The sequence below is a fragment of the Streptomyces sp. NPDC002793 genome (genome assembly GCF_040295485.1).
In the GTDB taxonomy this organism is placed as follows: domain Bacteria; phylum Actinomycetota; class Actinomycetes; order Streptomycetales; family Streptomycetaceae; genus Streptomyces.
In genome coordinates, this window is the sequence record NZ_JBEOVL010000028.1 from 79,632 (window position 1) to 96,170 (window position 16,539).

The 16,539-nt window shown below is 69.2% G+C and carries 15 protein-coding genes and 2 pseudogenes; 14 read left to right on the plus strand and 3 right to left on the minus strand.

The features are described 5' to 3' along the window. Positions 1-157 precede the first annotated feature (157 nt). Positions 158-334: a hypothetical protein gene (locus ABT001_RS24875; protein WP_351281436.1), complete on the plus strand. Its 177-nt coding sequence runs from the start codon at positions 158-160 to the stop codon at positions 332-334. After that, complete coding sequence (locus ABT001_RS24880) at positions 331-687, plus strand: IS3 family transposase (protein WP_351281439.1); 357 nt, start codon at positions 331-333, stop codon at positions 685-687. The genes ABT001_RS24875 and ABT001_RS24880 overlap by 4 nt, the downstream gene beginning before the upstream one ends. Here the strand turns inward: ABT001_RS24880 and ABT001_RS24885 are convergent. Then, entirely contained in the window at positions 652-939 is a 288-nt protein-coding gene (locus ABT001_RS24885) for a hypothetical protein (protein WP_351281441.1), read from the minus strand. The two genes, ABT001_RS24880 and ABT001_RS24885, sit on opposite strands and share 36 nt — an antisense overlap. 500 nt (positions 940-1,439) lie before the next feature. Between ABT001_RS24885 and ABT001_RS24890 the strand changes: the two genes are divergently transcribed. The 6 genes and pseudogenes from ABT001_RS24890 (at position 1,440) to ABT001_RS24915 (ending at position 5,629) form a co-directional block, all read left to right on the plus strand. Continuing rightward, positions 1,440-2,453 (plus strand): hypothetical protein, encoded by a 1,014-nt coding sequence (locus ABT001_RS24890; protein WP_351281443.1) that lies wholly within the window; start codon positions 1,440-1,442, stop codon positions 2,451-2,453. A 6-nt stretch (positions 2,454-2,459) separates the two neighbouring features. Next, positions 2,460-2,810, plus strand: a pseudogene (locus ABT001_RS24895) (transposase family protein); the annotation flags it as partial. Positions 2,811-3,204: 394 nt separating this feature from the next. Beyond that, a complete protein-coding gene (locus ABT001_RS24900; protein WP_351281477.1) occupies positions 3,205-3,828 on the plus strand; it encodes a hypothetical protein in 624 nt (207 codons plus the stop codon). Between the two features lie 653 nt (positions 3,829-4,481). Further along, entirely contained in the window at positions 4,482-4,778 is a 297-nt protein-coding gene (locus ABT001_RS24905; protein WP_351281445.1) for a hypothetical protein, read from the plus strand. 13 nt (positions 4,779-4,791) lie between these two features. Further along, on the plus strand, positions 4,792-5,031 hold the full coding sequence (locus ABT001_RS24910; RefSeq protein ID WP_351281448.1) for a hypothetical protein: 240 nt from the start codon (positions 4,792-4,794) through the stop codon (positions 5,029-5,031). 100 nt (positions 5,032-5,131) lie between these two features. Beyond that, positions 5,132-5,629 carry a hypothetical protein gene (locus tag ABT001_RS24915; protein WP_351281450.1) on the plus strand — a complete coding sequence of 166 codons (498 nt, stop codon included), beginning with the start codon at positions 5,132-5,134 and terminating at the stop codon, positions 5,627-5,629. A gap of 374 nt (positions 5,630-6,003) precedes the next feature. Here ABT001_RS24915 and ABT001_RS24920 read toward each other — a convergent pair whose 3' ends face one another. Next, positions 6,004-6,729, minus strand: a complete 726-nt coding sequence (locus ABT001_RS24920; protein ID WP_351281479.1) for an SDR family NAD(P)-dependent oxidoreductase — start codon at positions 6,727-6,729, stop codon at positions 6,004-6,006. 509 nt (positions 6,730-7,238) lie between these two features. Here ABT001_RS24920 and ABT001_RS24925 point away from each other — a divergent pair. Then, positions 7,239-7,811 carry a helix-turn-helix domain-containing protein gene (locus tag ABT001_RS24925; RefSeq protein WP_351281452.1) on the plus strand — a complete coding sequence of 191 codons (573 nt, stop codon included), beginning with the start codon at positions 7,239-7,241 and terminating at the stop codon, positions 7,809-7,811. A 783-nt stretch (positions 7,812-8,594) separates the two neighbouring features. On the opposite strand, the gene ABT001_RS24930 is transcribed toward ABT001_RS24925, so the two are convergent. After that, on the minus strand, positions 8,595-10,337 hold the full coding sequence (locus ABT001_RS24930; protein WP_351281454.1) for an endo-1,4-beta-xylanase: 1,743 nt from the start codon (positions 10,335-10,337) through the stop codon (positions 8,595-8,597). Positions 10,338-11,444: 1,107 nt separating this feature from the next. Between ABT001_RS24930 and ABT001_RS24935 the strand changes: the two genes are divergently transcribed. The 5 genes and pseudogenes from ABT001_RS24935 to ABT001_RS24955 all read left to right on the plus strand — a co-directional run. Then, the gene (locus ABT001_RS24935) at positions 11,445-12,443 is read left to right on the plus strand and encodes a substrate-binding domain-containing protein (RefSeq protein WP_351281456.1); all 999 of its coding nucleotides are present in this window, start codon (positions 11,445-11,447) and stop codon (positions 12,441-12,443) included. 89 nt (positions 12,444-12,532) lie between these two features. Then, positions 12,533-14,068: a sugar ABC transporter ATP-binding protein gene (locus tag ABT001_RS24940; RefSeq protein WP_351281459.1), complete on the plus strand. Its 1,536-nt coding sequence runs from the start codon at positions 12,533-12,535 to the stop codon at positions 14,066-14,068. An 11-nt stretch (positions 14,069-14,079) separates the two neighbouring features. Next, positions 14,080-15,099, plus strand: a complete 1,020-nt coding sequence (locus tag ABT001_RS24945) for an ABC transporter permease (RefSeq protein WP_124280106.1) — start codon at positions 14,080-14,082, stop codon at positions 15,097-15,099. A 42-nt stretch (positions 15,100-15,141) separates the two neighbouring features. Next, a complete protein-coding gene (locus tag ABT001_RS24950; RefSeq protein WP_351281461.1) occupies positions 15,142-16,227 on the plus strand; it encodes a zinc-dependent alcohol dehydrogenase family protein in 1,086 nt (361 codons plus the stop codon). Positions 16,228-16,230: 3 nt separating this feature from the next. Beyond that, a pseudogene (locus tag ABT001_RS24955) lies at positions 16,231-16,539 on the plus strand (hypothetical protein); the annotation flags it as partial.

Below are 16,539 nucleotides of genomic sequence, written 5' to 3' on the forward strand. Positions count from 1 at the left end.
AGACTGGGATCTTGAGGTTCCAGAGGAAGTAGCACCAGGTGGGAAGTAAATACACGAAGCGGTACACCGAGGAGTTCAAGCGGGACGCGATCGCGCTCGTCGACTTCTCGGGCAAGACAGTTACTGCCGTCGCCCGGGGGGCATCGGCTCCGAGTCCTTGCGCGGCTGGTACCGCCGGGCCAAAGCCGACCGGGGTGAGGGTGCCCCGGGCGAGCTGACCAGCGCTGAGCGCGACGAACTGCGCCGGCTGCGCAAGGAGAACCGCGAGCAGCAGCAGACGATCGAGATCCTGAAAAAAGCGACGGCCTTCTTCGTGAAGGAGAGCGACCGGTGACCGCGTTGTACCGGTTGATCCACGCGGAGAAGGCGAACTATCCGGTCACGATGCTGTGCCGGGTGCTGCTCGTGACCCGCTCCTCCTACTACGCCTGGCGCGAGGGCGAGGCCGCCCGCCAGGCCCGCCAGGCCCGCCAGGCGGCCGCCGACGCGCTCGCGCACGAGATCACCGTGCTGCATATCGCTTCCCGCAAGACCTACGGCGTCCCGCGCATCCACGCCGAGCTGCGGCGTCTGGGGCGGCGAGTGAACCGCAAGCGCATCGCCCGCACCGCCCACCGCCGAGCAGCCGCCGACCGCACCATGGACCTGCTGCTACGCCTCGTGCCCTGGTACACCCCCCGACACTGAAGAGCTCACCCGGAAAGGACCGGACAGGTCCGCATCCTCGGCGGTGTGGAGCGTGATGTCGCAGCCGCACCGGAAGCCGTCCTCGGGGTCCTCGAACGCACCGACCTCGTGGTGCCGGTTCAGCGTCACCGTGCTGGTGTGCTGCTCGGCGACGGCCACCACTGTCTCGTGGACGTCAGCCGGAATGAGGGCAGAGGCCGGTGCGGCGTCCAGCGCGCGCACGGTGCCGGGCGCAGCCTTGTCCTGCCGCATCCAGCGGGATCCGTTTTTCTGGTCCGCCCCGCCCGGCCGTCCTGGCGGCGCTCGACGTGGTCGCGCTCATGGGTTCTGCGATCGTCCTTACTTCTCGCGGGGGGTGAGGGAGCGGACGCCGGGTTCAACTTCGTACTCGCTGCGCTCGCTCCCCTTCGTCGCGTGGGGCCGCCACCGGAAGGCCTCGATCTCGGCTCGGGACGACGGCGGAGAACCGGTGAAGGGCCACAGGCCGGTGCCTTGGCCGGGGGAGACGGCCGGCCCTGCGCCATGCCTTGGGCGACTGGCCGCCGTTGCCTGGACAGGAGACGGCTGACTGACTGGGCGTCGCGGCGTGTGTGCGACAGTGAGTACCCTTCGCGGACAGGACGTTCTCCTCCGGGTGGCATGTCGAACTGAGGCTCCAGTGGCATGTGTTGGTTAAGCTCGGAGGCGTCTCGCGTCGTTCGGTGAATCTCGAACGCCGCCGTGCCATCAGGGGCGATGCCAAGGAGTGTCATATGCGCGCGCTGTCCGGACGTGGTGAGAGATCGGGCGACGTCCCATGGACGGCGTCCGGTAGCTCTCTCGCCGGTCGTTCCCGTGCGCAGGAGTCCGCGACGCGGTCGAACTTCGCTGACATCCTGTCGCTGCAGCGCCTGGCCGGCAACGCCGCGACGGCCGAGGCCGTCGCGGTGCAGCGTGCGTCCGAACGCGGACGGCACGACCGCGGTTACGACGACGACCTGGCCTACGGATCCCTGCCGGGAGGTTCCGGGGGTTCTTCCCGCCGAAGGGAGCCGCGCAGAAGCGACAGCGTTGACTCGGGCCTGGCCTACGGCTCGGACCACGAGACTCCGCCGCCTGTCAACACCCCGTTCCGCGGCTCGGTGAGCGGAGTCCGTTTCGCGAGCGAGAGCAACGGCGCGGGGATGCGTGAGGTCTTTGACTTCGTGGCCGCCGCAGCCCCCCACTTCAGCCAGGAACTCTCGGCTGCCGGCTCCATCACGGTGCAGTTCGGCCGCACACAGGGCGGAACTCCCGGCGAATGGCGGGCTGCCAGCCGTTCCATCACGTTGGACCCCAGGCGTACGAGTATTGCTCATCTCGCCGGAACTGCCGTGTTCGAGATCCTCAACGCCGCAGCAACGCGTCGCGTGGCGGCCCTGGAGGGCGACGTGCGCAGCGGCAGGCTGGACATCGAGGCCCAGCGGGTGGGATGGCTGCCCCATCGGTTCTTCGCGATGGAGGTGGAACGCATCGAGTGGCAGAACGGAATGAGACACCGGCAGATCGTGGCCGGCGCGGGTGGAGCGGGATCGGGCGCCGATCTGTTCGCCGCCGAAGGCGACTTCGACGCCTACTACGAGCGTCAGGTGAGTTCCGGCCACACCCACAGTTACGAATTCCGTTACAGCTTGCTGCGAGAAGAGGTGGCCTCCGAGGCTCGTCGCCGCCTAGAAACCGAAGAGGGCGGATCGTCGCGCGAGGACCGCTCCTCCTCGCACAGGCACCAACACGGGTCTCGCCGGTAGTCGACCGAGCAAGGACGGCTCCGGCAGCGAGGAAGCGAACGCATCCGTGCCCGGGGCGCTGGGGCCAAGGACAAGCTGACCACCGCCGACAGAGTCGTGGCCACCGTGCACTACCTCAGCAAACTCGGCCCCCGCGATCTCCTCGCCCAGCTCTTCGGAGCCAACACCAGCACCGTCACCAGGGCCGTTCACCAAGTCCAGCCCCTCCTGGCCGAGCACGGCTGCACCATCCCGCCCTCGACAGCCAGGTTCCGGACATCCGCTGACGTCACCGCGTTCCTCGCCAACAGCAGCCCCACAAACGATCAAACCAACATGTTGATTCTTTGGGAGCCCTTACGGCCTCGTGCACGATAGAGGCCGCCTCCACGTCTGTGCAGGTCAACGGCTCGGGCGTCGCGACGACGTAAGCCGCTGACCTGCGGTGATGCTTATCGTGCGCGAGATCGTTAGGCATCCGCCTGATGCGCGCCCACAGGACCTTGACCGGGCCGGGCGCTGCTTGTTGGCGGCGTGAGTCGGCCGGGCGAACTGGGCAAGTGGTACGGCGGAGAAGGGAATCCTGTAACGGTCTGACGCTCTCTTGGTCACGTCATCTCCCCCTGGGCTTCGCCTGAACGCCGCGGCCAGACAGAATCAGTTCATCATCCACCTGCGGCCCGGGGGGCTTCCTGCCCGGGCTCGACACTCAGAGGATTCACCTGTGTTTCACTGCCGGGCAGCGCCCCTGACTCTGGTGCTCTTGGGACTGATGCTCCCCGCATGCTCCTCGATCCAGCCCACCCCATCGAAAAGCGGTCCGCAGGTAGTCCGCGATCGGCTGGCCGCAGCTGGCGACGCCCCGTACTCGGCCGAGCTGAGAGCCCTCACGCAGTCGGGGCCCAGACGCCTCCAGCTCATGGAGGGTCGGGTCAACCTCAACGCGCCATTCACTGGGCACGCCACAGACACAACCGAGCAGTACACCGAAGACGTCGTGATCACCCGAGAGAGGGTGTACCGGCGCGCCACCGGAACTCAAGGGCCATGGCAGGAGTTCCCTGCATCGGCGGCAAAGGGGGGTATACCCACGGACCGGCTCCCGCAGTACGTGCGGCTCATGCTCGCGCGCAGCGCCTCCGTGCACCAGGACAGCGAACCTCTGCGCGTGTCGGCCCGCCTCACCCCGAAAGATGTCGAGTCGGTAGACAAGGCTGTCGGGAGCAACCTGCGATCCGCCAGCACAATCGACGCGGATGCGTGGGTCGACAGTGAGGGCCGAGTCGTACGCGTACGCCAGACGATTCACTTCGCGTCCGACCCTGACATCGAAGCGACGATCACGTTCACTGGCTTCAAGGACGCCATGCCGGTCGACCCACCCCCAGCGTCCTGAGCATCAGCCAGGGCGCGATCCCCACTCGCAGAGCAATCGCCGTCGGCGAGATGCACCGGCTGGACGCGTCCCTGGAAGTCGGCTGCTCTTCGCGGCGGTCTCTTCGAACGCAACGAAGGTGTCCGTGCAGGCTTTGCCGTTGTCGAAGGGCTGTCCCGCAATTCCCGGTGGATCAGCGCGCTCTTCCCGGTCTTACCGGTGGTGAGCTTCCGTCGTAAGTTGATGGCGGGGTCGGTGCTGTAGGTGCAGCAGACGCTCTTTGCCGGGGGAGCCGCTGGGTGGGGTCCCGGCCACTGGAACGGCACTCGACGGTGAGAGGCCCTGATAGCACGGGCAGATCACCGCTGAGTGCCGCCGGTCAGCTACGCCGCTCGCTCAGGCATGCTGTCGGGGTAGGAATGAACCTTCGGTAGTTCCCTTCATGCCGTGAAGGCCACCCTCTGTCGTGATCAACAGCTTGCAGGAGACCGCTGATCCAGAGAGCTGCTGCAACGGCATAAACCTGGCGACGGTCACAACTGAGGCCAGGCGGCGCATTCCAGTGATGGAGGGATCGCCTCTGTGCGCCGGATACGTGAAGCACGTCACCGAATACATTGAGTGACTTCGGTGGGCCGCGTCATGAGCGGTCCGCTTGACCGGAGGAGCTCAGCATGATGCGACGACGCATGGCCGTGACCCTTGGAGCGCTGGCGGCCGCCGTGACCTTGGTGGGTGCGGTGCCGGGATCGGCGTACGCGGCGGAAGGCGTCCTCACCGTCAACGGTGAAGCGCACAAAGACCCGAGCGGCTGCTACGCCATCGAGCGGTATCCGTCCTCGGTGACCAACCACACCGACGCCATCGCCGAGGTCCACTCCGGTCCGAACTGCACCGGCCAGGTCGAGTGGCTGGTCTACCCGGGCCAGACGTACTACACGGAAACAGCGCAGAGCGTCTTCGTTCTCTGAAGGTCCACCGCCCGTGCAGGGTCTACTCGGCGGTGTAGTCGAGGAATTCGGCGACGGCGGGTACGCCGCGGCGGCGTCCGCGTTTCTGCGGGCGGAGCCGATCCGAGGAGCCTGTGCCAGGACTGCGTCGATGAGGTCGATCGCGCCGCGCGGGTTGCTGGTGGAGTACTGCTGGATGGCCCAGAACGCGAGCGTGTTGGCGCTGACGACCGGGTCGCCGGCGCTCGCGGCGGCCCGCATGGCGGTGACGTAGTGGCGTTCGGTGGCGGCGATCTGTCCGCTGTCGTACGCCGTCCACCCGGCAGACCGGGACGCCTCCGCGGCGGCGCCGAACAGGCGCCGTACAACACGCCATGTTCCGGCAGGAGGAGTACCAGGCGAAGGTGCGGCGGGCGGCTCAGGAGCAGGCGGCGAAGAAGGCAGCCGAGCGCGAAGCCCGCCGTCCCGTCTGCACCGGCTGCGGGGCAACGTTCACCGACGAACGCTGGGAGGCGGCACAGGGGCAGGCGAGGGAGTGGGGCACCTTGAAGGACTCCCACCCGCACCTGTGCGACGCCTGCAAGCACACGACCGTCACCGCCACCGCCGGCGTCCAGACCACCGGCAGGCGCGAGCACCGGGAGCCGCTTCCCCGCTGGGCGGGCGCAGAAGCGGCACTTCCTGCGCTACACCCGTCGTCCCCTGTGTGCAGAGTGCGGAGCGGCGTTCACCGACGAGCGGTGGCAGGCGGTGGAGCGAACCGGCTGGGGCACCGTCCAAGAACCCCGCCCGACCCTGTGCGGGGACTGCGACGGCGGTACGTCACCGACCTCCAGCAGGCCTGGCTCGACGAACACCCACATCAGGAGTAGGGCCAGGCTGTGCCCGAGTAGAAGGCCGGCGGCACCCGGCACCCGGCTCTCGCGCTTCCGCGGCTGCGGTCCGGACGGAGGGTGTCTGCGTTATGGCGGTGCCCAACTCCTTGCGTTTCGGGCTCAGTAGCATGTCCAACCGTTGCCGCTCTGTTCCTGGGCCGTCGTGGTCATGTGCTGGGCGTGCTGTCCCTGGTCGCCCCGGTGAGGGCGGAACCCGGGCTGTCGCTCGGGCGGCGCTGCGGGTGGCGGGGCTTTCGGTCTCCCGGGCTGTGGGGCGGTGAACCGCGATTTGGCTGAGCGGCAGGCCGGTGGCCGTGGCGGCGGGTTCCGAACCCATGCGCCTGGTACAGACCCGTGAAGCCGTCAGTGGCTCAGGACTCGACGAACTTGTCCGCCAGGCCCCGTTCCAGGTAGTCGTCCGGCAGGTCCTGGATGACCAGTTCGGCTTCGGTTCGTTCGGTGTGCAGGCGCCAGTAGGCGTCGGCCATCGTCTGAGGCTGGGAGTCGTGGCCTCCCTGGCCGATGAAGGCGGCGATCGCCACGTGCGCGGCGTAGACGCCGGTACCAGAAAGTGCCGCATGCAGGTTGAGGATCCAGTTGCGCATTCCACCGGTGGCGATCTGGACGTTTGCCACGTGCGGGGCGATCACCGGGCCCGACCCCGCGCCACTGCTGACCAGGACGGTCCCCGTGCCGCGCTCCAGCATGCCGGGCAGGACGTGCTGCACCGCCGCGACACCGCCGAGCAGGTAGAGATCCAGCTGGGCCAGAACCGAGTCGACGGTGACCTTCGTGGCCTCGACGAGCGGCGCGCGGCGCAGGTCTGCCGGGGAGGGTGCGGGCGAGTACTCGAGTACGTCGATCGGCCCCAGCTGCTCCTCGGTGGCGGTCAGCGCGGCGTGCAGAGCGGGGCGATCGGTGACGTCGACGGGGAACACTTTGACCCGGGCGCCCGTGTCGGACAGTTCGTCGGCCACCGCCTGGAGCGTCGTACGGTTGCGGGCGATCAGCGCCACGTCGAACCCCTCGGCGGCGAACCGCCGACCGATCGCGCGTCCCAGCTGCGGGCCTGCGCCCACGATCGCGACCGTGCTCAAATTCGCCACCTCGTTACCCTTGGATCGACATTCCGGCCTGCGGATGTCGGACTTTCGATGCATGCCGGAACAACGATAGGAAGCGTGTGGTCCCGGCGTCTCGGACCGGCGCGTCAGCCCGAACAGGAGATTCGCGACAACGATGAGCGGCACTTTCTCGGCAGACGTGCGCGGCGCGAACGCCTTCAGCGACTTCGCACACGAGTGGCGGAGCCGGATGGGCGAGACTTTCGCGCTGGCGCCCTTCCGCCGGACGACTGTGTCCGGCTTCTCGGCGCGGTCCCGTGGGTTTTGGGTGCGGGACATGATGTTCAACCGTTTCGAGACCGCGGCTGCCCTGCGGACGGGGGGCCGAGGGGTCGGGGCCGACGATCACGTACGCCTGTGGATCGTCCACCGGGGGAGCTGGCGGTTCGAGGAACCGGGAGGAGCCGAGCACACGGCACCGGCCGGCCGTCTCCTGGCAGACGGGAAGGCTGTCCCGCTTCTCCGCGGAGCCGCACACCGTCGTGCAGGTACTCGTCCTGCCTGCCGCAGAGGTGCGGCCCGGGAGGGGCGGGCCGGCCTCCGGCCCGGCCGGCACCGCCGAGGTGCGGCTGCTGACAGCGCACGCCGCCATGGTGGGCCGGATGCTGGACCGTCTCGGGCCAGCCGGGGTCGACGCCGCCCGCGGCACCCTGGCTGAGTTGGCCCGGGCCGTTGCCGGGGGCGGACTGGACGACGTGGAGCCCCTGTTGTCGCCGGCCCTGGCTCAAGCCGCGCGGGACCTGGCCGACCGCCGGCTCACCGACTCCGCTCTGTCCCCTTCGGTTCTCGCCCGGGAGTTGAACGTCTCCCTGCGTACCCTTCAACGGGCCTTCGCCAGGGAAGGCCGACCGTTGAGCACTTACATCCGGCGCCGCCGCCTCGAGGAGGCGTGCCGCGAGCTCGTCGCATCGCACCGGCGCATGACCGTCTCGGAGATAGCCGCCCGCTGGCAGTTCGCCGACAGCGGCCACTTCGCCCGCGCCTTCCGCAAGTACTACGGCCGGACCCCGACCGACTACGCTGCGACCGCTGTTCGTGAAACGGATGCCGCATGACTGTGCGGGGCCGGTGCCGCCACCAGCCCACGGCAGGGACGTGAGGGTCAGCCGAGGGATACCACCAGCAGACGGAGTTGCGGTGACGCCGGTTCGGCCGTGGCTGATGTCCGGGGCGCGTCCTCCTCGCTGCCGTCGCCGGGCGCGGAGGTGGCCGGCGGCTGCCGTGTCGTGGGGTCCGTGCCGGGCGGGAGTCCGTCTTGCCGTGGAATCGCTGGTGGTTGTACGGAGCGCTGCCAGGCGGTGGTCGAGGGCTAGAACTAGCTGTCGGGTGCTGAGTGAAGGGGTCGGTACACCCCGGCCGTGTAGGCGCCGACACCCTGGTGGCGGCGATGGGGACTCCCCTGGGGCCTCGCTGCGATTGATCTCGTGGGCCGTGGGTTCGCTCGCGAGTCGTTCCTGGACTGGCGCTATGCGTGACCATGGTGTGGCACTGTTACGAGTTTGTCGGCCTGTGTTCGTCATTTGCTGAATTGCTGGCCCGCTGCATCGGCGTAATCATGCAGATGTGGTGTCGGGTGGGTCGGCATGTTCAGGCTTCAGGGTGATGTCCCGCACGTTTGGCCCGGCCGGGACGGGGCTGTCCTCCTCCCCGTGGACCTCTGCGGACAGTCGGCCCCCGCAAGGCGTTTGCCGTATCTGCGTTGAGTCCCATGTGCTGCCCTTTTCGAGTGATGGTGGCCTGCTCGACTTCGTCGTCTTGTCAAGCGTTTCTGGCGGTGTGAAACGTTCTTGGTTTTCGCTTCCATCGGCACCAGGCCGGGGGGATCGCATCTTGTTTTCTCACGCCTCGTCAAAGGTTTCGTGCAGGCGCTCGTATGCCGGTTTCGGTCGCAGGGCTGCGTCCCACGGCAGGGAATCGGCTGTGCGTGGAGGATAGGTTTTGGTGTCGGCGGTGGAGCCGTACCGGTCGGTGAATCCCCATGTGGAGAACGATGTGCAGTTCGGCTCTTCCAGGCAGATCCGCAGCTTGCCCGCCATCTCATCGGCCTGGGTCTGCCGCCCGTCCTCCTCGTCCTGGTTTATGGGGACGTCCATCTCCGACACCCGTGCCTGAATCCCGAGCTCCGCCAGATCCCGTACATGGCTGCGGAAGGTCTCCGGGTCGGTGCGGTCGCCGGGTGCGTATTCGTGGTTCTGGAAGCCCACGCCGTCGATCGGTACGCCGCGTTCCTTGAGCCGTTTGACCAGATCGTAAAGGGCGTCCCACCGCTCGCCTTCCTCCTCGGCCCCGTACTCGTTGAGGAACAGCCGTGCCTTCGGATCGGCCCGGTGGGCGGCTCTGAACGCCTCGTCGATGTACTCCTCGCCCATGGCCTCGAACCATGGGCTCTGCTCGGAGCGCAGACCGAGATCTCCGTTGGTGTAGCTCTTCTCGTCGTCGGACATGGGCTCGTTGACCACATCCCATTCCGCGACTTTTCCCTTGAAGTACCCGGCGACCATGGCGATGTGCCGGAGCATGGTCCGGCGTACTTCCTCGGGGTCGTCGTTCTCCCGCATCCAGTTGGGCAGGGCCTCGTGCCAGACGAGGGTGTGCGCGTGCACTTTCATGTCGTTTGCGCGGGCGAAGCGTACGAGCAGGTCCGCGTCGCGGAAGTCGTAGACGCCCCGGCGTGGGTGGAGGAACTGTGGCTTGAACGCGTTCTCCGGAGTGAGCATGGAGAACTGGCTTCCCGCGAGCGCCCGGTAGCGTGCGTCGGTGAGCAGCGGGTTCTCGGCCAGGGCGGCGCCGACGTCGAACGGCCGCCCCACGTCTGCGGCCCGGGCACGCAGCGAGTCGTCGGACTGTTCCTGGCGTAGCTGCGGCGCCTTGATCACGCGGAGCGAGTCACCGCTCTCTGCCCGCGCGGTCAGCTGTGTCAGACGCCATCTCTCGCGGCGCTCGTCCTCGCCCGTGTCCGCCTCCAGACCGAACCAGACAGTGCCCTCGGCGAACACCCCCGGGTCCTGCACGGTTCCCAGCCGACGCCCGTCGGCTTGTACGCGGAATGTGTCACCGATGCTCGACACGGCGAGCGTCACCGTCCCGGAGCAGCCGCAGTCGAAGTCCTCGGAGGTGGCCGGCTCATCGCCTTCGCCGTCCCATATCTGTATCTTCACCTGTCCGTCGGCGGTCACGCCGACGCGCAGTGAGGGCCGCTCCTGCCGCCACTCGTCGTAGATGACCGGTACCCGTCCGTACAGCCGCAGCCAGGAGCCGCCGTCATCGTCACCCACACCGGACATGCGCGCGGTGACGGTGAAGTCGCCCTCGGATCTGAGGTGCGGGCCGGCCAGGTTCAGCGGGGGGTTGGGCTGGCCGCCGGAGGAGTCCTGCTCCACGATGTGCCGATCCGGTGCGCTGACCCGCAGGATGTCGTTGTGCCTGGTGGTGCCCGGCATCTGTGTCCAGTCGTGGTTCCGCAGCAGGTCTTCGTCGTTTCCGCCGCCCGCGCCTTCGCCCTGCCCCGTACACCCGGCCGCCACCGCCATGACGAGCACCACGGCGGTCAGCCGCTGCCACGTCCCCCCACCAAGGTTCACGGTCCCTCCCATTCTCTTGTTCGAGACGAGATCAACGTCTCGAAGCCGGGCCACAGTTCATCACGCATGAGGTGAGGCGGCCTTGTGCGGGGCGTCCCGGCTCGGGTGGCGGAGCGGGCCCGGATCGTTGCGGCCTGCGCGGAAGGCGCATCGAACACGCGTGTGCCGGCGAACTTCAGGGGATCCGCGGAGACGGTACGCGAGTACGCTCACGGTTCGCTGAGCGGCGGATGGTGGGACTGGCGGACGAGCCGCGGCCGGGCCGCCGCAAGTCGGAACTGGTACTCAGCGAGGCTGAGCGTACGGAGTCGACGCGTTGGTCGTGACAGGCGATGACGGCCGGGCCGGGATCGGGGCCGGGGCTGTTGGTGTCGGCGTAGGTGATGCACTGCCTGCACGGCGGCGCACCACGCCTGACGAGAATGCCGGGCAGGCTCGGTGCCGTCGCGGGCTCCTGCCCTCTCGGGCCGCGGACAGCCGGTCCCACAAGGTGTTCTCCATACGTGCGGTGAATCCCACGTGCCGCCCTCTCGAGCGACCGCGACATGCTCGACTTCGCCGTCTTGCCAAGCGCCCCTGCGGGGCTGGGGTGGTAGCCGCGTTCATCGGGGTGGTCCTGATGGCTGTGGGTGAGGTGCCGGTGCACGGGGTGGGTGCGGGCGATCGTGCCTCTGCGGCGGGTCTGCGGCGGGTCTGCGGCGGGTGATGCCGGTTTCCGGAGGACGGTTCGGCCTTCCGCTCCGCTGCTCTGACCGCTGCACCCGCGCACTGTTGGGCCGCTCCGCCGTTCTGGCTGCTCGGCTACTGCGCTGCTCTGGCTGCTGGGCCGGGGTGGCGTGTGTGTGGGTCCCGGCCGGTGTTCGTCGGCCTCCTGGTCTCCGGGGTGGCCGTCTCGTCCCGCCGGCACGTTACTTCGCGGTGCCCGTAGGGCTCTCCGGGGGCGTCGCTGCCCGGAGAGCACTGCAGCACCGATCACGATCAATTCATTAATTAGCAATTAATCTTGACCTTGCTCGGGTGTCTCTTTCATACTCGGAGCACGCCGTGGCGCCGATCCGCGCCGAATGTGGTCCTACGTAGCTTTTGCACGTGATTCGGAGTGATGTCATGAGGAACGGCAGGGAGCGGCGTCGCGCCGCGGTCGTCGTGTGCCTCGGTCTTGCGCTGACGATGGTCGCGCTGACCGGGTGCATACCGCGGGCCGGGGACGGGGGCCGGGTCGGGCTGGTCTACATGGACGCGCAGGGCTTCTACGCCGGTGTCCGTAAAGGCATGCAGGACTCGGTCGGCAGCCTCGGGGACGAGGTGCAGCTGCTGGAGCTGAACGCCCAGGGTGACGCCTCCAGGGAGAGCACCTTCGTCGACACCGTGAGCGCCGCGGGGGTGGAGGCCCTGGTGCTCTCGCCCGTTTCCACCACGGCGTCCATCCCCACCGTGCGTCTGGCGCACGAGAGCGGTGTCAAGGTCGTCTGCTACAACACCTGCCTGACCGAGGAGGCGACGCGGAAGTACGTGAGCGCCTGGGTGCTGGGTGATCCCCTGAAGTTCGGGGGGCTGGCCGGGGCGGAGGCCGCGAAGTACTTCAAGTCCGAAGGTATCGATGATCCCCACATCGCCGTACTCAACTGCGAGACTGTCGAGGTGTGCATCCAGCGTCGGCTGGGCTTCGAGAAGGCGCTGTTCGCCGAGCTGCCCGAGGCGCGGATCGTCGCCAACCAGCAGGGCACCACGATCGATCAGGCTGTCGAGGTCGCCGACCGCATCCTGAGTGCGCAGCCTCGGGTCGATGCCTTCTACGGAGAGTCGGGCGGCAGCACGATGGGCGCTGTGCGCGCTGTGCACCAGCGCGGCTCCGTCGGCCGGACGGTGGTCTTCGGCAGCGACATGACGGCCGACCTGGCCCGGGAGCTGGCCGATCACCGGGTACTCAAGGCCGATGTGGACATCTCCGGGATCGAGGTCGGCGAGCTGGCCGCGCGTACCACCGCGCGGGTCATCGACGGCGAGGAGCTGGACAGCCCCATCGTGCCGGCCCCGGTGAGGCTCTACTCCACCCCCGAGGACGCCCGCGAGTGGCTGACCACCCATCCGGACGGCCTGCCGTGACGGCCGCCGGGTCCGCGGCCGACGCCGTCAGGACCCCTTCCGGACCCTTCCGGGCCCTTCCCCGTCCCTCCGGTTCCTATGGAGCGAGTATGACGACCCCCTCACCGCCGCCCGGCCGGCCCGCACCCGTGCCGGCCGCCGAGGCGAGCGGCCTGAACAAGCAGTACCCGGGTGTCCGCGCGCTGTCCGACGTCGACTTCCGGATCGAACCCGGTGAGGTCCGTGCCCTCCTCGGACGTAACGGGGCGGGCAAGTCCACGCTCATCCGGATGCTGTCCGGTGTCGAGATCCCCGACAGCGGTGAGGTACGCATCGGCGGTGAGACCCTGGGACACGGCGGGGTGCGCCGGGCGGCCGAGCTGGGTGCGGCCACCGTCCACCAGGAACTGAGCCTGGTCCCGGAGATGACGGTCGCCGAGAACCTGTTCCTCGGCGAGTGGCCCCGCAGCGGCCTGTCCGGGGTGGACTTCCCCCGTATGCGCCGCGAGGCCGCCGAGGTGCTGGCTGAACTGGACGTACGGGTCAGTCCCGAGGTCACGGTCGGCTCCCTCTCGCTGGCCGAACAGCAGCTCGTCGAGATCGCCCGCGCGGTACGCCGCCGACCTCGGCTGCTGATCCTCGACGAGCCGACCAGCGCGCTGGCCGCCGGTGAGGCACGCACCGTCCTGGAAGCGGTCGGGCGTATCTCCGCATCCGGTGTCGCGGTGATCTACGTGAGCCACCGGCTGGACGAGATCCGGCAGGTGGCGCGGAGCGTGACCGTCGTCCGGGACGGCAGTGTGGTGGACACCGTGGACGTCCAGGAGGCGACCACCACACAGATCGTCGCGCTCATGCTCGGCCAGGCCGCCCGTGAGCAGGAACCGTTCCAGCCGCGCACGGTGGACCGCTCCGGCGCCCCGCTGCTGTCCGTGCGGGGCCTGACGCTGGCGCCGAAGCTGGAGGACATCGGCTTCGATCTGTACGCCGGTGAAGTGCTCGGCATCGGCGGGCTGCTGGGATCCGGACGCAGCGAACTGCTGCGCTCGGTCGCCGGGTTCGAGCCCGGGGCCGAGCGCACGGTCGCCTTCGAGGGGCGGCCGGTCGCGCGTCCCTCCGCGGCGGAGATGAAGCGGCTCGGAGTGGGCATGACCCCCGAGGACCGCAAGCGCGAGGGCATCGTCCCGCTGCTGGGCGTCGGCGAGAACATGACGATGTCCTGGTTCGCCGGGATCAGCGGCCGGACCGGTCTCTCTCCCCGCCGGGCCGCTGAGGCCGGTGACGAGCTGGTGTCCAGGCTCGCGGTCAAGACCCCGGGCCTGGACACCCCCATCGTCAACCTCAGCGGCGGCAACCAGCAGAAGGCCGTCATCGGCCGCTGGCTGCACGCCCGCAGCCGGGTGCTGCTCCTGGACGAACCCACCCGAGGTGTGGACGTCGAGGCCAAGCAGCAGATCTACCGGCTGATCCGGTCCCTGGCCGGCGAAGGCGCCGCCGTGGTCTTCGTCTCCGGCGAGCTGGAGGAACTGCCGCTCGTCTGCGACCGGGTCCTGACGCTGCAGAACGGCCGGTTCACCCGCGAGTTCCTCGCACCCGACATCACTCTCGACGACATCATGGCCGCCACCATGGCCGTGGAAGTGTGAGGCAGACAACCATGTCCTCGACCCTCGTGGCAGACAAGCCGTCCGGCCCCCCGTCATCACCGGCAGGCGCCGTCCGCTTCCGCAGGCTGCGCCACCTCAACGAACTCGGCCTGCTGGCCGCCGTCGTGGTGCTGTACATCGTGCTCGGCGTCATCGCAGGCGGATTCCTCAGCGCCGACAACCAGCTCGGCATTCTGCGGGACGCCGCGACCGTCGGCATACCCGCCCTCGGCGTCACCCTGGTGATCATCGCCGGGGAGATCGACATCAGTATCGGCCCGGCCGTGGCCTTCGCCTCGGTGCTCTTCGCCAAGGCCGCCTCCGAATGGGACTTCGGGCTGCCGATCGCACTGCTGCTCACCCTGATCGCCGGTGCGCTCTGGGGGTCGGCGGCCGGCTGGCTGCGCGCCCGGTTCGGGGTGCCGTCCTTCATCGCGACGCTCGGACTCTGGAGCGCGCTGGGCGGCTTGGCCCTCTACACCACCAACGCGCTCCCCGTCGCCACCCCCGGTGGCGGATTCATGGAGGCGCTCGGCGGCAAGATCCTGGGCGTCCCGACCCCGGCGATCGTTCTGGTGCTGCTGTTCCTGGCGTTCTGGTACGTCGCCCGCCGGACGGCCTACGGGCGGTCGGTCTACGCGGTGGGCGGCAACGCAGCCGCCGCCCAGCTGGCGGGCATCCGGATCAGCCGGGTGCGGGTGGTGCTCTTCGCCACGACGGGAGTGCTCGCCGCTCTCACCGGCATCCTGATGGCGGCCCGGCTCGGGTCGGGCAACGGAGGCGCGGCAGCGGGCCTGGAATTCGACGTGATCGCCGCCGTCGTCATCGGCGGCACCGCTCTCGCCGGGGGCCGGGGAAGCCTGGTCGGGACGATGCTGGGCGTCGTGTTCATCTCGGTGATCGCCAACGGGCTGGTCCTGCTGGGAGTCAACTCCTTCCTCCAGGACGTCGTGCGCGGCCTGATCATCGTCGGTGCCGTCCTCATCAACGTCGTCATCTCCCGCAAGAGCCTCACGACGCGCACCACGTGACCCGTCCGCCATGACCCGCTCGACCCACGCGAAGGACACCCCATGAGCGACACCACCGCCCCGCTGCCCGCCACGATGCGCGGCGTGTACCTGCCGGGAAACAGCACCGCCGAGGTGCGGGAGCTGCCCGTGCCCGTGCCCGGCCCGGGACAGGTACTGCTGCGGATGGGCGCGGCCGGTATCTGCGGCAGCGACATCGGCTACATCTACCGTGAGCACAAGAGCCACCGCGGGGTGGACGGTCCCGCCTACCGGGGCGTCGTCGCCGGTCACGAACCCAGCGGCACCATCGTGTCGACGGGCCCCGGCGTACGGCGGTACCGGGCGGGCGACCGGGTGGTGGTCTACCACATCGCCGGGTGCGGACTCTGCGACAACTGCGCACGCGGCTACCAGATCAGCTGCGCCGATCCCTCCCGCGCGGCCTACGGCTGGCAGCGGGACGGCGGAGCGGCCGACTACCTGCTCGCCGACGAGCACACCCTGGTGCCGCTGCCCGACGAGCTGAGCTTCGTCGACGGGGCACTCATCGCCTGCGGCTTCGGCACGGCCTACGAGGGCATCCGGCGCATCGGCGTGAACGGCGACGACGACCTGCTCGTCGTCGGCCTCGGCCCGGTGGGCCTGGCCGCGGCGATGACCGGCCGGGGGCGTGGCGCGCGGCGGGTCATCGGGGTGGAGGTCTCGCCCGAGCGCCGCGCATGGGCCGACGGTCTGGACGTCTTCGACGCGACGGTCACCCCGGAAGAGGCGGCCGACACCGTGGCGGCGCTCACCGGCGGGCGGGGGGCCTCGACCGCGATCGACTGCTCGGGCACCCGCCCCGGCAGGTCCACCGCCATCGGGCACATCGCCGAATGGGGACGGATCTCACTGGTCGGCGAGGGCGGGACGCTGGAGACCGAGGTCTCCGACGCCCTCCTGCACAAGCAGGTCACGCTCTACGCCTCCTGGGTCACCTCGGTGCCGGTCATGGCGGAGCTGGCACACAACCTGGTGCGCTGGGGCGTCAGGCCGGAGCGCATCGTCAGCGACCGCTTCGGCCTCGCGGGGGCGGACGAGGCGTTCGGGCTCGCCGCGGGCGCTGCCCGGGGCAAGGTCGTGCTCGAACCCGGTCTGGACGGCTGAGCGGTGACCGCCGCGAACGACGCGGTGTGGGTACGCCGCACACCGACCGCGCACGGAGAGCTGATCACGCTGGACGCCGGCGCCCTGACGGTGACCGCCGCGCCCGGGCTGGGCGGCCGGCTGCTCTCGGTGACGCTGGGCGGCTCGGAGTTCCTGTACCGAAACCCCCGCCTCCTGGACGACGACCTCACCCCGCTGCCGGGCGTGCGGGGCGGGCCCCGCGCCCCCACCGGCGCCCACGGGCGGCGCGGCAGGGGCGGGCCGAACAGCCCGAGGCAGAGCAGCAGGCCGACAACAAAACACACACCAACC